Annotated in this window: 12 protein-coding genes; 9 read left to right on the forward strand and 3 right to left on the reverse strand. The window is 36.3% G+C overall.

The window, feature by feature from the left end; all coding sequences use genetic code 11:
• Positions 1–139: 139 nt before the first annotated feature.
• The 3 genes from ACFWDE_RS07630 to ACFWDE_RS07640 all read left to right on the forward strand — a co-directional run bounded on the left by ACFWDE_RS07630 (position 140) and on the right by ACFWDE_RS07640 (position 3059).
• A complete protein-coding gene (locus ACFWDE_RS07630) occupies positions 140–394 on the forward strand; it encodes a YgaB family protein (protein WP_002010338.1) in 255 nt (84 codons plus the stop codon).
• Positions 395–713: 319 nt separating this feature from the next.
• Positions 714–1244, forward strand: coding sequence for a nucleoside tri-diphosphate phosphatase (gene ntdP, locus ACFWDE_RS07635; protein WP_000506627.1), 531 nt, complete (start codon positions 714–716; stop codon positions 1242–1244).
• A 54-nt stretch (positions 1245–1298) separates the two neighbouring features.
• On the forward strand, positions 1299–3059 hold the full coding sequence (locus ACFWDE_RS07640; RefSeq protein ID WP_377891231.1) for an ABC transporter ATP-binding protein: 1761 nt from the start codon (positions 1299–1301) through the stop codon (positions 3057–3059).
• Positions 3060–3072: 13 nt separating this feature from the next.
• Here the strand turns inward: ACFWDE_RS07640 and ACFWDE_RS07645 are convergent, their stop codons facing one another.
• The 3 genes from ACFWDE_RS07645 to hemL form a co-directional block, all read right to left on the reverse strand.
• Positions 3073–4161, reverse strand: coding sequence for an aromatic acid exporter family protein (locus ACFWDE_RS07645; RefSeq protein ID WP_375370535.1), 1089 nt, complete (start codon positions 4159–4161; stop codon positions 3073–3075).
• A 269-nt stretch (positions 4162–4430) separates the two neighbouring features.
• Positions 4431–8867, reverse strand: a complete 4437-nt coding sequence (locus ACFWDE_RS07650; protein WP_377891233.1) for a glutamate synthase-related protein — start codon at positions 8865–8867, stop codon at positions 4431–4433.
• 202 nt (positions 8868–9069) lie between these two features.
• A complete protein-coding gene (gene hemL, locus ACFWDE_RS07655; protein ID WP_002159373.1) occupies positions 9070–10368 on the reverse strand; it encodes a glutamate-1-semialdehyde-2,1-aminomutase in 1299 nt (432 codons plus the stop codon).
• A gap of 127 nt (positions 10369–10495) precedes the next feature.
• Here hemL and ACFWDE_RS07660 point away from each other — a divergent pair, with 127 nt between their 5' ends.
• From ACFWDE_RS07660 to perR, 6 genes are all read left to right on the forward strand, one after another.
• Complete coding sequence (locus ACFWDE_RS07660) at positions 10496–11509, forward strand: ABC transporter ATP-binding protein (protein WP_002113870.1); 1014 nt, start codon at positions 10496–10498, stop codon at positions 11507–11509.
• Positions 11502–12293 (forward strand): ABC transporter permease, encoded by a 792-nt coding sequence (locus ACFWDE_RS07665; RefSeq protein ID WP_377891235.1) that lies wholly within the window; start codon positions 11502–11504, stop codon positions 12291–12293. The genes ACFWDE_RS07660 and ACFWDE_RS07665 overlap by 8 nt, the downstream gene beginning before the upstream one ends.
• 4 nt (positions 12294–12297) lie before the next feature.
• Positions 12298–13083: an ABC transporter permease gene (locus ACFWDE_RS07670; protein WP_377891236.1), complete on the forward strand. Its 786-nt coding sequence runs from the start codon at positions 12298–12300 to the stop codon at positions 13081–13083.
• A 72-nt stretch (positions 13084–13155) separates the two neighbouring features.
• Entirely contained in the window at positions 13156–13560 is a 405-nt protein-coding gene (locus ACFWDE_RS07675) for a potassium channel family protein (protein ID WP_002091112.1), read from the forward strand.
• A 44-nt stretch (positions 13561–13604) separates the two neighbouring features.
• Positions 13605–14060, forward strand: a complete 456-nt coding sequence (gene bcp / locus ACFWDE_RS07680) for a thioredoxin-dependent thiol peroxidase (protein WP_377891238.1) — start codon at positions 13605–13607, stop codon at positions 14058–14060.
• 448 nt (positions 14061–14508) lie between these two features.
• Positions 14509–14937 (forward strand): peroxide-responsive transcriptional repressor PerR, encoded by a 429-nt coding sequence (gene perR / locus ACFWDE_RS07685; protein WP_000237831.1) that lies wholly within the window; start codon positions 14509–14511, stop codon positions 14935–14937.
• Positions 14938–14947: the final 10 nt, after the last annotated feature.

The following is a 14947-nucleotide window of genomic DNA, read 5'->3' on the forward strand; positions in this document are numbered from 1 at the left end:
CGTGTCACTGTAATGAAAATAAAGGGAACGACATAACTTCTAATAAGTCAACAAATGTAGTCAAAGGAGAAAGAAGTTCACGATTAGAAATATGTAATAGGAATTATAACTGGCGAATGAATCCAAAAGGGGGTAAGTGATGAACGACTTTGATAAGTTGGTAGGAGAGCAGTTGGAAACGATGGATGAGCTTTTAAAGTTACAATCACATTTAGAGAAGTATCAGCAAATTGAAATGAGTGGAAGGGATACGTGTGATAAAAAAGAATTGCATTTTATCCGTCAAGAAATATACAGAACAGAAATAGCATTAAAACTTTTGCATGAAAAATTTGAACAGCAAACGAATAATGTGATTCAATCTTTTGAAACCGAAAAAATAATTTCAAATTAAGGGTGAGATATGTTGTTGATTTTAGGGGAAAGTCCTTTCTTAAACAGAGATGAGGGGGACTTTTCTTTTTGTTATATCTTCGTTTAATCTTCTAAAATACGTATTGCTAATTCATAGAGGATTTTCCTTTATTAAAAGGGTTGGTGATGTGGTATTCAATAATACAAACTTCATTATATTCCTTATGAAAACAAGTATCCTATCGCTTTAGTTTTAAAATTTTGACAAAAAAGTTATAATAGAAAAAAAGTGAATGCAGTTCAAGGGGTAGTTAAGACAACTTAAGAATGGCATTTGCAGCTGAAAGAAGGGAGCATATATGGGATTTCCCAAAGAAGGAGAAAAGGTACAAATACATAGTTATAAACATAATGGCTCCATTCATAGAATGTGGGAAGAGACAACGATTTTAAAAGGGACGCAGAGTCTTGTGATCGGAGCGAATGATCGTACAGTAGTTACGGAATCAGATGGCCGAACATGGATTACTCGCGAACCTGCGATTTGTTACTTTCATGCCAATTATTGGTTTAATGTGATTGGGATGCTGAGGGAAGAAGGAGTATATTATTATTGTAATTTAAGTTCTCCTTTTGCATATGACTCTGAGGCATTAAAGTATATTGATTACGATTTAGATATTAAAGTATATCCGGATATGACATATACACTTTTAGATGAAGATGAGTATGAGAAGCATAGTCAAATCATGCAGTATCCACCTGTTATTGATACAATTTTAAAACGAAATGTAGCACATTTAACACAGTGGATTCATCAAAGAAAAGGTCCATTCGCACCGGATTTCGTAGATATGTGGTATGAAAGATATTTAATGTACAGAAATTAAAACAAACCTGCAGGGGATTTCCCGGCAGGTTTGTCCTATTAGAGGGGGGATTATGTGCAAGGTATAAAAAGATATTTACAATTTGTTAAACCATATCGATGGCTCATTGCTATTACAATCATTATTGGTCTTGTGAAGTTTGGTATCCCGCTTATTATGCCATGGTTATTAAAGTATATTATTGATGATGTTATTCAAGGCACGGGATCGCTTCAAGAAAAAACGTCTCAATTAATAACCGCAATTGGGATTGCCTTTTTTATTTTTGCAATAGTAAGACCGCCGATAGAATATTATCGTCAATATTTCGCGCAGCGCATTGCCAATACAATACTATACGATTTACGAAAATACATTTTTGGGCACTTGCAAAAATTGAGCTTACGTTATTATTCGAACACAAAAACAGGGGAGCTTATTTCACGTGTAATCCATGATGTAGAACAAACGAAGGACTTTGTAATTACTGGTCTTATGAATGTTTGGTTAGATACTGCAACAATTGTTATTGCTATTATCATTATGTTTTCTATGAATATAAAATTAACCTTTGTTGCTTTATTAATCTTACCTATTTATGTAGTTGCAGTGAAATATTTTTTCGGGCGCCTTCGAAAATTGACGAAAGAGCGCTCACAAGCGTTAGCAACTATGCAAGGGTATTTACATGAACGTATTCAAGGGATGCAAGTGACACGTAGTTTTGCATTAGAAGAGTATGAAAGAGGACAGTTTGAAAAGAGAAATAATGAATTTTTAACGAAAGCACTAACTCATACGAGTTGGACGGCCAGAACGTTTTCGGCAGTGAATACGTTAACGGATTTAGGGCCATTACTTGTTATTGGTTTTGCAGCGTATGAGGTAATTCAAGGATCGTTAACACTGGGTACTATGGTTGCTTTTGTTGGATATATGGATAGTTTATATAGTCCGCTTCGTCGCCTTGTTAATTCATCTACAACATTAACACAGTCTTTCGCCTCGATGGATCGAGTGTTTGAATTGTTGGATGAAAAATACGATATTGTTAATGTGCCAAATGCGGTGCAAACAAAAAAGTTAAATGGTGAAATTGTATTTGATAATGTTTCTTTTTGTTATAATGCGGATGAAAAAGAAATATTGCATAATCTGTCATTAACTATGCGCCAGGGAGAGAAGGTTGCGCTTGTAGGGGCAAGTGGAGGAGGAAAGTCATCTCTTGCTAGTTTAATTCCGCGCTTCTATGATGTTTCTGAAGGCGCAGTTTATATAGACGGGATAGATGTAAGAAAGTATGATATGAGAAATTTGCGTAGTAATATTGGAATTGTGCTACAAGATAATTTATTATTTAGCGATACAATCGGGGCTAATATTTTATATGGCAATCCGAAAGCTACAGAGGCGGAAGTGATTTCAGCTGCCAAAGCTGCACAAATTCATAATTTTATTACAGAGTTGCCAGAGGGCTATGATACTGTTGTTGGGGAACGTGGTGTGAAATTATCTGGTGGACAAAGACAGCGTGTAGCAATCGCACGGGTTTTTCTAAAGAATCCGTCTTTACTTATATTAGATGAAGCAACTTCCGCTTTAGATTTAGAGAATGAACGATATATTCAAGAGGCACTGCAAACGTTAGCTGCAGATCGGACAACAATTATCATTGCACACCGATTAGCGACGATTACGCATGTCGATACAATTATTTATGTTGAAGATGGTGAAATAAAAGAAAAGGGTTCTCATGAAGAGTTAATGAAAAAGAGGGAATTTTATTACAATCTATATCAACTTCAGCATATAACAGAAACAGCTCCTTTAGCGTAAAAGGAGCTGTTTTTTATTCGTCTTCTTTTTTATCTTCGATTTGGAGTTCACTCTCTGGTTTATGGTATGTGTAGAAGCTATCCACAAGTAAATCTAAATGCTCTACTTCCTCACTGTAGTTAATAATTGAAGAAATAAGAGGGAAGAGATGTAACCATATTTTATATGCTTCCTCATCGTCCTTATTTTGATAATCCATAAAGATATCAATCAATTCTTGTTTACCTGTTTCAACTTCATCAAGCATTTCAACAGATTGTTGTTTCTTTGCTTTACCAATAAATTTTAATAACACTTGTTCGTGATAATGCGTTAATGAATCAAGTTCGTTTTGAATAGATTCCTGAAACTCTTCTGGCATGTAGCGCAGTTCATTTTCAGTGCGATGCAATGACTTTAACGTGCTTAAAGCGCGGCTTGTTGTCGCTAACATTTGTCTGAATAAAACGAGCTTACGAATTTTCGCGAATTGTATTTTTTTCGTATAGCTTCTTTCTTCTTTATACAGCAAATAGTAATGATTTAGTTTAATCATTTTTTCTTTCATGCGATCAATATCGGTTTTTAGCGTTGTAAAATCAGAAGCTTGCCTACTGTTCATACGAATCCATTTAACAATTTCCTCTGTATTATCAACGATGCGATGGTAAAGTTTTGTTTCATATTTTGGCGGCATAAATACTAAATTTACAAGTGAAGCCGCAATAATTCCAATCATAATCGTCGCGAATCGAAGTAAGGCAAAATTAAAGAAATCTTCGCCTTGATACTCCATAATGGCGATAACTGTTACTAAAGCGATTGATATTGTTTTTTCTAAGCGTAATTGTAAAGTAAGAGCAATTACTAATATACACGTTAATCCAATAATAAAAGGATTATGTCCAAAAGCAGTAGCAAATACGATAGCGAATACCGCACCAATTACGTTTGCTTGAATTTGCTCAAGAGCAGTTAAATACGAGCGGTATACAGACGGTTGAACAGCAAAGATAGCTGAGATTCCCGCAAATACTGGACTCGGTAATTGAAGTGAAATACAAGCAAATAAAGCTAATGTAATGGCAATACCCGTTTTTAAAATGCGAGCACCAAGTTTCATACCCTTATTGATATCCTTTCTCTTGTCATAATGAATGTACAACATGATACTATACATTCATTACAATATGTTAGCAAGTGATATTTTAGTGACGTTAAAAAGTTTAGTAAATAAATTACAATCAATTTATAATTTCTCCAAATTCTCTTTAAACATCTATTCTTTAATAAAAAAACCTGCTGAATTTCAGCAGGTTTCAAATTGTTATTCTAGATTACTATGCGCTACTCGCTTCGTCAATTTTTTTGTGAACATAAATATTGTACATATCATTCAGTGGAAATAGATGGATCCGCCTGTTCTTTTTTCGGGATAATTTCATAGAAGTGAAGCTGGATATCATCTAATAATGGTGTTAACAAAGCGACTTCTTCATATTGTTCATGCTCATTTAATACACGAATGTAGTCTAATAATAATTCATTCACATCTTGCAAACCATTTTTACTAATTGGTTGCAATGTTACATTTGCACCTTTAGCAATTCTTCTTTTTAAAGCGTGTTCTGTTAAACCTAAGTTTGGCTCATGACGTAAATAAACAACACCACCAGTCATGCCGGCACAAATCCATGGACCAGGATCTCCTAAAACAAGAGCACGACCATTTGTCATATATTCAAAAGCAAATCCTTTTATATTAGAATATACTCCGATATTTCCTTGTTCTTTTTCGCGGAGTGGTTTTGTAATTCTGCCTCCAATTATCATATCTGCTCCAGAAAGGCGAATGCCAGCACGAGCATCAGCGTTACCTTGCACGTATAATGCACCTTTTTGAGCGCCGTATCCAAATCCTTTTCCGACAGAACCGTTATAATATGTTCCATCTTTTCCTTTTGCTTTCGTTATATAAATGCCACCGCCAAATGAAGTTTTTCCAATTCCATCTTGCGCGCCACCATTTACGTGTATAAATAAGTTCTCGCTATTGTACGCGCCTAATCCGTTTCCGGGAACAGATCCGTTTGTATACTTTAATGTAAGTGGTTCAAGATGAGTGTTTTCATATAATTTGCTACGAATACGATAACAGGATTCTAGACCGCCCATTACGCGTTGCTCTACGCCGACGCTTACTAATTCTTTTGACTGGAGAGAATTTGTTGTTTCCAATTGTTTTTCTTGTACAGATGCCGTTATTTTCACGGATGAATCTTCTATCGTTTGTATTAAATTACGTAAGTCTAATAAGTCCTTGCCTCGAGTTTGTTCTAATAAATCCGATCGTCCGATAATATCTTGTAAGTTTGTGTAACCGAGCTGCCCTGTTAAACGTTTCAATTCTGTACCGAAAGTAGTGAATAGGCTTAATAGCCCTGTAACTGCGCTTTCTAATTCGCGCGGGACGAAGCGGCGCAGTCCATGTTCTTTCGCTTGAGCCTCAGATTCAATTTGTGTTGCAATTCCGACGTGGCACGTATCGAGATGACAACCACGGCAAGTTGTACAGCCAATTGCAATCATTGATAATGTGCCAAATCCGATCCGGTTTGCTCCAAGGAGCATGATTTTTAAGGCGTCATTGACACTTCGAATACCGCCATCTGCCCAAATTTCTACTTTATGTCTCATATTTGCTTCTAGTAACGCATTGTGAGCAGCTTTAACACCGATTTCTACAGGAAGACCTACATGTTGCAATGCGTGAATACGTGCAGCACCTGTTCCGCCATCAAATCCACTAATGTTAATAAAGTCAGCGCCAGCTTTTGCGATACCGACAGCAATTGTTCCGATGTTAGGAACGACAGGAACTTTTACAGCTACTTTTGCAAGATGATTAGCCGTTTTAATTTCTGTAATCATTTGAGCCAAGTCTTCAATTGAATAAATATCATGGTTGTTAGAAGGTGAAATTAAATCTGAGCCAATTGTAGCATTACGTGCTTCCGCAATTTTGGCAGTCACTTTTGAACCAGGCAAATGTCCACCTTCACCAGGCTTTGCTCCTTGACCAATTTTTATTTCAATTAAATTTGATGAATTTAGTAGTTCAGCGTTTACTCCAAATCGGCCAGATGCAACTTGTTGTCCGCGTGTATGTGGGTATTTACCAATCATATCTTTAATTTCGCCGCCTTCACCGTTCAAACTAATCATATTTAACTGATTGGCAGCTTCTGCATATGCGCGAAAGGCAATTTCATTTTGAGAACCGAATGACATAGAACTAATAATAAATGGTAAATCATGATTTTGAATGCCGATGGACACTTCTTCGGTCGGAATTACATGTTTTGTTTGTTTTGTTTGAATAAGGTGCCGAATTGCGATGGGAGTATTTTCTTCTAATTCACTTAACTTATCGCGGTAATCATCATAAGAGTTTCCTTTTGCAACATCACCAATTGCTTTCCAAATCCGCGGGAATATATGAAATGATTTTCGCATTCTAACTTTTGGATTGTTATAATCATCAGCTCGAATTTTCGCATCTTCAGCAAGTGATTCAAGTGAAAAAGCTAAATCATTTGAACCGAAGAAGTTTGTAATTTGTAATATATTTTCGATTTCCTCATGTAATCCAATAGAGGAGAAGAGGCGACCGTAACCGCGTAATTCATGAATTCCAATCGTTGAAATTACTTTCTCTAGTCCTTTATTAAGTGCGGTATACAAATTAGTAATCGGTGCTTTTGTTCCATCATTTACCGTTGCGAACAATAAATATGGATTAATACCATCTGCCCCTAATCCGTATAGCGTGACGATATCATGTAAGGAGCGAAGGGCGCCAGAACGTATAACGAGAGAGCATTTCCGGCGTAATTTATTTTCAGTTAATGCTTGATGTACTTTAGCAGTAACTAAATGTGGATCAATCCATAACAGTTCATTTTGATGAGATTTAGCGTCATCTAATACTAGTAGGGAAGCCCCGTCTTTAACGGCTGCTATGGCTTCGGAACTAATTCGGTTTAATGCGCTTTGTAGAGTTTCTGATGGACTAAATGTGACAGGAATTGTAGAGACAGAGCTATGAGTGATGAATAGCTGTATAAGTTGTTCGTACGTAATCGTGTGTAAGTCTGCCGCGATAGATTGAGCTAAACTTCCTTCTAAAATAATTGGTGAGAGCATCTCGATTACAAATGGTTGTTTAGAGTTATCTAATAAACCCGGACGCTCTCCGAGTACAGTACGTGTGGAGAAGTGTTCGACTTCTCGATCACGATCGATTGCTGGATTTGTAACAACGGCTACACTTTCCTTAATGAAATCAGCAATATTTCGTCTATCTGTATCAAGTGCGGCAAGTGGTGAGTCATGCCCAAGTGAACGAATTGGTTCGACGCCTTTTGTCGCCATCTGTTCAAGGAGCTGAATATGTTCTCGATCCCAGCCGAAAGCGACGTATTGCTTCGTTTCAACTTGAACAGAATCACATAATCCCTCAGTTTCTTTCGTTTCAGGGATAGATAAGTTTACATGATAGTTGGTAAAATCGATTCGTTTCTTAAAACGGTTGTATACTTCAATTTGATAATTATCGTATTCATAGAGAACAAGCTCATCTTGTTGATTCCATTTTAATCCAACCTTTTCGCCAGGAGCGAGTGGTTTCGGCTCTGCTACATATTCAGTTGGTGATACAACTCCAGGTTCAGAAGAGAAAATATAGGAGCTCTCTGTCTCTACTTTCCAAACTGGACGTAATCCAAGGGAATCGACACTGAAAACAGCTTCATCTTTATAACGTGAAATGATACCAGCTGGACCTTGTGCGAAATGCCCCCAAGCCTCACGTATATAAGTGTATAAGTTTTGTAATTTTGTTTCGTAAAGTTTTATTTCATTAATAATTGGTGGAAATAATATATCCATTGCTTCAAATAAACTGTAGTTATACTGAACGAGAAGGGTTTCTAAGGTGCGGTTTAAATCTTGGGAATCACTGCCCCCGGCAGTAAGTGGTACATTAATCATGTCAGCTTGATCGCGTAATTTTGCAATCGTGTTAATTTCACCATTATGCCCGAGAATACTAAATGGTTGTACACGAAAAAAATTAGATAACGTATTAGTAGAATAGCGATTATGTCCTAGTGTCATAGTTGAAGCGATAAGTGGGTGTTGTAAATCATTGTAATAAGCAACGAGTGTATCACCAGCGCCGAGAACTTTATATACAACATGTTCATGACTTAATGAGGCAACATGAATTGCTTCATTTTCTTCGATTTGTATTGTTACAGAAAATAATGTTTGTTCAATATTTTTAACTTCACTTTCGGCGATAAGGGCAATTTGCCAAAATAAAGGTTCTTCTTGTTTACCAAGAGGACCGAGTGCATCTGAGTTTATTACATCATCATTTTCGAGAACAATTGTAAAGTTTTCATTGTTTAGTTGCGTACGAATGTAATCTTTTAACTCAGCAATGTTTTCTTTTTTGTTTAGAAAAAAATGTCCAACGATAAAGTGGGGATGATCCACAATCGTTGGATTATATCCGCTACTTTTCAGTTTTTCATTCCAAAGTGCTTTTGGCATGTCGATATGAATTCCGATACCATCTCCTTCGCCATTAATGAAACCAGCTCTGTGATTCATTTTGACTAGTGATTGTATACAAAGGTCGATGTTTTCTTTTGTAGGAATTCTTCGTTTTTCCATAACGGAAACGATTCCACACGCATCATGTTCTGCATTTTTATAATTCCGAAATAAAGACGGTGTCCATTTCTTTTTTTTATTGAGCATCCGTCAATCCCCCCTCTGGAAAATGAATTTTGAATAATCTTACTATTTAAGGCGTGAACTGCCTTGTATACAGGGATAGTAAGGATATAAAAGAATATAAAACAGATAATTATGAATAATTATACTATTAATGAGGGATTTATGAAATAGAAAAAAGGAAAAAAGAAAGATGGGCTTTCTTTTTTCCTTTTGAATGAAGAGATTATTTATTGTTCGCTAGGGTAGAAAATGCTCTGCCAACAGCTTCAATTGTATATTCAATATCTTCTTTTGTATGTTCTGTCGTTAAGAACCATGCTTCATATTTAGAAGGTGCTAAATTAATACCTTCTTGAAGCATCAGCTTGAAGAATCTACCGAACATTTCACCATCTGTATTTTTGGCTGCATCGTAATCTTCAATTGTATTTGTCGTGAAGTATACAGTTAATGCACCCTTTAGACGGTTTACTGTAATATCAATGTTATGTTTTGTAGCTTGTTCTAAAATTCCTTTTTCAAGCATTGCGCCAAGTGCATCTAATTTCTCGTATACGCCTTCTTGTTGAAGTACTTCTAGGCAGGCAATACCTGATGCCATAGAAGCAGGGTTCCCGGCCATTGTACCAGCTTGGTATGCAGGGCCGAGCGGTGCAACTTGTTCCATAATTTCTTTCTTACCACCGTAAGCACCAATTGGAAGTCCACCGCCGATAACTTTACCAAGTGCTGTTAGATCTGGGGTTACGCCAAGTAAGTCTTGAGCGCCGCCATACATAAAGCGGAAAGCAGTAATAACTTCATCATAAATTACTAGTGCACCAGCTTCGTGAACAAGTTCATTAACTTTTTCAAGGAAGCCAGGTTTTGGCTCAACAATACCGAAGTTTCCAACGATTGGCTCTACAAGGATAGCTGCTACTTCATGTCCCCATTTATCTAACGCTTCTTTTAAAGTTTCTACATTATTAAATGGAACAGTAATAACTTCTTGGGCGATACTTTGTGGCACGCCAGCTGAATCAGGAATTCCAAGGGTAGAAGGACCAGAGCCAGCTGCTACAAGTACTAAATCGGAATGACCGTGGTAACAACCAGCGAATTTCATAATTTTTGTGCGGCCAGTGTAAGCACGAGCAACACGAATGGTTGTCATAACGGATTCTGTACCAGAGTTTACGAAGCGGACTTTATCTAAAGCGGGCATTGCTTCTTTTAACATTTTTGCGAATTTTACTTCTAATGCTGTTGGAGTACCGTATAGTACGCCGTTTTCAGCCGCTGTTTTAATTGCTTCTGTTACGTGCGGATGAGCATGTCCAGTAATAATAGGACCATATGCTGCTAAATAGTCGATATATTTATTTCCATCTACATCCCAAAAATAAGCACCTTTCCCGCGTTCCATTGCAACAGGGGAACCGCCTCCAACTGCTTTAAAAGAGCGAGAAGGACTATTAACACCACCAACGATATGTTCTAACGCTTCTTTATGTAATGCTTCTGATTTCGTGAAATTCACTACAATTCATCTCCTTACAAAAATCTATGTATTATTCTAACATGTTTTTCGAAAAGACGTATTGTTTGTGATAGAAGGAGCAGTTGGGTAAACTATTCGTTGTGACATTTAGGAAGGGGGTCCGATTATGAAATCGGTAATTGAGGTACAAGGGTTACGTAAAGAGTTTACAGCTTATTCAAGTCGTCCGGGCTTAAAGGGTGCATTTCGCGATTTATTAAATCGTAATTATAAAATAGTGCCAGCAGTAAATGATGTTTCTTTTACTATAAAGCAAGGTGAAATGGTTGGTTATATTGGTGAGAATGGTGCTGGTAAATCAACGACGATTAAAATGCTTACAGGGATTTTGACTCCGACATCAGGACAAATTACAGTGAACGGAATGAATCCACACAAACAGAGAGAAGAATTTGTAAGAACAATCGGTGTTGTGTTTGGGCAGCGTTCGCAGCTTTGGTGGGATATTGCTGTACAAGAATCATTTCGTTTATTGAAGAAAGTGTACGGTGTATCAGATGCTCAGTATAAGGAACATATGGAACATGTTATTGAAACGTTAGATATCGGTCCTTTATTAGATAAACCGGTACGGAAATTATCTCTTGGTCAAAGAATGCGTTGTGAATTAGCAGCGGCGTTAATTCATAATCCGCCGTTATTATTTTTAGATGAACCAACAATTGGACTAGATGTTCTTGTGAAATTGAAAATACGAGAATTCTTAAAAGAGATGAATGAACGTTATAAAACAACAATATTATTAACGACACATGATATTACTGATATTGAAGCTTTATGTGAACGCGTCATCATGCTTGATGAAGGAAATATTATGTATGACGGATCTTTAGATAATCTTCGTACGCAGTGGGGAGTAGAGAAGGAAATACATTTTCAGTTTGTTGCCCCAGTTTCATACCAGGAGTTATCAATGGTTATGCCAGATAGTCATGTTGTTTGGTCAAAAGCGAAAGAAGAAAACGCATGGGTTGCAAAAATACCGAATGAAGAAGTTATCATTTCTATGTTGATTTCTAAAGTAGTACAAGCCTTTCAAATTAAAGATTTGAAAATTAACGAAGTGTCTACAGAGGAAATTATTCGTAACATTTATGAAGAAGGTATTATGCATGGGTAAGTATATTGAAATGATTCGGATTCGTTTTTTAATGATGCTTGCTTATCGTACAAATTATTACAGCGGGATTTTAATTTATACGATTAACATTGGTGCATATTATTTTTTATGGCAAGCAATTTATAGCGGGAAAGAGAATATTGAAAGTTTATCTATTTCGCAAATGACTACGTATATTGCGATCGCATGGATGGCACGCGCTTTTTATTTCAATAATATAGATAGAGAAATTGCGATGGAAATTCAAGAAGGACGTGTGGCGGTAGAGCTAATTCGTCCATATAACTATTTAGGTATGAAAGTTATGCAAGGGCTTGGAGAAGGGATATTCCGTTTTGCTTTCTTTTCAATTCCGGGTATGGTTATTGTTACGTTATTATTTTCATTACAAATTACAACGAATTTTCAAACGTGGTTATATTTCTTCTTATCTTTAATATTTAGTTTTATCATTAATACACAAATAAATTTAATGACAGGAATGCTTACATTCTTCTTATTTAATAATAGTGGAATTATGTATGCGAAACGTGTTGTTATCGATTTATTTTCTGGTTTATTATTACCGATTAGTTTTTATCCGTTATGGGCCCAAAAAGCAATGGTGTTTTTACCGTTTCAAGCAATTAGTTATATTCCGAGTATGATTTTCTCTGAAGGTATACAAGGAAGTAAGTTATATGAAGCTTTAGTATTTCAAATGATTTGGGCAATTATACTTATTATTCCAATTGTACTGATGTGGAAAACGGCGAGAAAACGTCTAATCGTACAAGGGGGATGACGAGATGATATATATAAAATTATTTTTGCAATATGCAAGTCAATATATAAAAACAAAATTGGAGTATCGTGGCGATTTTATCGTCGGATTACTTTCAGATTTATCACTACAAGCTGTTAATTTAATCTTCATTCTCGTAGTGTTTGGGCATACCCAAGCACTAAAAGGGTGGAGCCGAGAAGAAGTAATCTTTATTTATGGTTTCTTTTTAGTACCTTTTGCCATTTTTTCAGCTTTCTTTAATATATGGGACTTTAATGATCGTTACATTATTAAAGGAGAAATGGACCGTATATTAACGAGACCGATTCATAGTTTATTTCAAATTATATTAGAAAGAATGGAACTTGAATCTTTAATTGGGGCTATTACGGGGATTATTGTGATGGGTTATGCAGCAATGGAGCTGCAATTATCTTTTTACTGGTATGATTTCTTCTTATTCCTACTTATGGTAGGGGGAGGGGCACTTGTGTACGGCGGGATATTTGTTACGCTTGCAAGTCTTGGCTTTTGGTCGGATTCGAAAAGTTCCATTATGCCGCTTATGTATAACATAGGGAATTATGGACGCTATCCTGTTGATATTTATAACCGTGTTATTCGCTTTGTTTTAACGTTCGTTTTACCGTTTGCATTTGTTGGGGTATATCCAGCAGCATACTTTTTAAGAAAAACAGAGTGGAATAGCTATGCTTTCGCAACACCAATTGTTGGTATTATCTGTTTTACTATTGCAATCACCCTCTGGAATCAAGGGGTTAAGCGATATCGTGGTGCAGGGAATTAATTATAGAAGCTTGTTCGTTTCTAAGGGATAAATCAGCTATAGTCCTCATACATATAAAATGAGGTGGAGGACATGTTATGGGGATTTATTCTATTAATTGCAGCAATCGCTATTTTGAGAAGTGTCCAATTATTATGGAGTTCATATTCAAATTCCAATCGTTTCTTTTCGCTGTACAATTTAGCTACGTTGTTTTTAATTTATACAACGGTACTGATTGCGTTTGGATTAAGTTATGTTGTGCTAGAGGAAATGGGTTTTGCAGTTTTGAAAGAAGATGGGGATAGGTTAAGTGCTCACTCCTTTCAACTCGTTGAAATATGTTTATATTTTAGCGCGGTTACTTTATTGTCCGTTGGATATGGTGATATAGCTCCGATTGGAATCGGAAGATGGATTGCAATTGGAGAAGCGCTAATTGGATATACATTACCGTTTGCCTTTGTGGTAAGGACTGTAATGGACAATGAAAAATAAGGTAGCATTTGTTATAGTAATAGAAAAGAAAAGGAGTGATAACAATGATCACAGTAGGAGAAATAGCACCGGAATTCACAATAGAGGGAAGTACCGGAGAACAAATTCGCTTAGCTGACTTCCGAGGTAAAAATGTAGTTTTATATTTTTACCCGAAAGATATGACTCCAGGGTGTACAACTGAAGCATGTGATTTTCGTGATGCATATGGATTATTCCAAGAGAAGGACACGGTCATCCTTGGTGTAAGCCCTGATTCGGTGAACAGACATATGAAATTCATCGAGAAGCATGAACTTCCATTTGTACTTTTAGTAGATGAAGATCATAAAGTAGCAGAATTGTACGATGTTTGGAAGTTGAAAAAGAACTTTGGAAAAGAGTACATGGGAATCGAGCGTTCTACATTCCTTATCAATAAAGATGGTGAACTTGTAAAAGAATGGCGTAAAGTGAAAGTGAAAGGACATATTGAAGACGTTCTTTCTTATATAAAGTGAAACTTTAATCAGTGGAGGGCTATCCACACTGATTATTAGCCCGTACCAATTGGGCTTTTACGGGCAATTGATCTCCCGCCTAACTTCTTCGCATTTGCTTAATTTTGAAGTGGGAGTCTTACTGCCCGCAAATAGCGGGATAAAATAATCTATATTAATGTGGAGAAAAAATACATATGTAAGGCATGCGTCTATACATATTTTCTTGCGATACATAAAGTGAAAGTGTAGGGCATACCTCCTCAGATGATAGTATTCCAAGTGCGATTATGTCGCACTTTTTTCTATGTAAATGTATAGGAAATGGGGGAAGGTACATAAGAATAAGGCTATATACAAAAATAAACCACATACTTATAGTAGAAATATTGACGATTTATAAGAAAAAGAGTACACTCTTTATAAGAATTATAAAATAATAATCCGTATAGAATCGGGGTGCATGACGGTGGTCAAAGAAGAATTAAAAGAAGCGCTAGAAATGCTGAAAAATACGGGTGTACGCATTACTCCACAGCGTCATGCTATTTTAGAGTACCTTGTGGAATCTATGACGCACCCAACAGCGGATGACATTTATAAAGCATTAGAAGGTAAGTTTCCAAATATGAGTGTTGCAACTGTCTATAATAACTTACGTGTGTTTAAAGAAGTTGGACTTGTAAAGGAATTAACTTATGGGGATGCTTCAAGTAGATTTGATTATGTTACAAGTCAACATTATCATGTGATTTGCGAAAAATGTGGTAAGATTGTTGATTTTCCTTATGGAGGTTTGGAACAGCTTGAAGAGGAAGCTGCGAAAACGACAGGCTTCGTTATTAATAGTCATCGCTTAGAAATTTATGGCGTTTGTCCAGAGTGTCATAAGGCGTAATATATAATAA

The sequence above is a fragment of the Bacillus sp. NPDC060175 genome (genome assembly GCF_042728695.1).
GTDB lineage: Bacteria > Bacillota > Bacilli > Bacillales > Bacillaceae_G > Bacillus_A.

What these genes read in the sequence shown, in the direction of transcription:
- ACFWDE_RS07670 (WP_377891236.1), top strand. Translation starts at nt 12,298, where the DNA reads ATGATATATATAAAATTATTTTTGCAATATGCAAGTCAATATATAAAA.
- ACFWDE_RS07645 (WP_375370535.1), bottom strand. Translation starts at nt 4,161, where the DNA reads ATGAAACTTGGTGCTCGCATTTTAAAAACGGGTATTGCCATTACATTA.
- ntdP (WP_000506627.1), top strand. Translation starts at nt 714, where the DNA reads ATGGGATTTCCCAAAGAAGGAGAAAAGGTACAAATACATAGTTATAAA.
- ACFWDE_RS07665 (WP_377891235.1), top strand. Translation starts at nt 11,502, where the DNA reads ATGGGTAAGTATATTGAAATGATTCGGATTCGTTTTTTAATGATGCTT.
- ACFWDE_RS07630 (WP_002010338.1), top strand. Translation starts at nt 140, where the DNA reads ATGAACGACTTTGATAAGTTGGTAGGAGAGCAGTTGGAAACGATGGAT.
- ACFWDE_RS07650 (WP_377891233.1), bottom strand. Translation starts at nt 8,867, where the DNA reads ATGCTCAATAAAAAAAAGAAATGGACACCGTCTTTATTTCGGAATTAT.
- ACFWDE_RS07675 (WP_002091112.1), top strand. Translation starts at nt 13,156, where the DNA reads ATGTTATGGGGATTTATTCTATTAATTGCAGCAATCGCTATTTTGAGA.
- bcp (WP_377891238.1), top strand. Translation starts at nt 13,605, where the DNA reads ATGATCACAGTAGGAGAAATAGCACCGGAATTCACAATAGAGGGAAGT.
- ACFWDE_RS07660 (WP_002113870.1), top strand. Translation starts at nt 10,496, where the DNA reads ATGAAATCGGTAATTGAGGTACAAGGGTTACGTAAAGAGTTTACAGCT.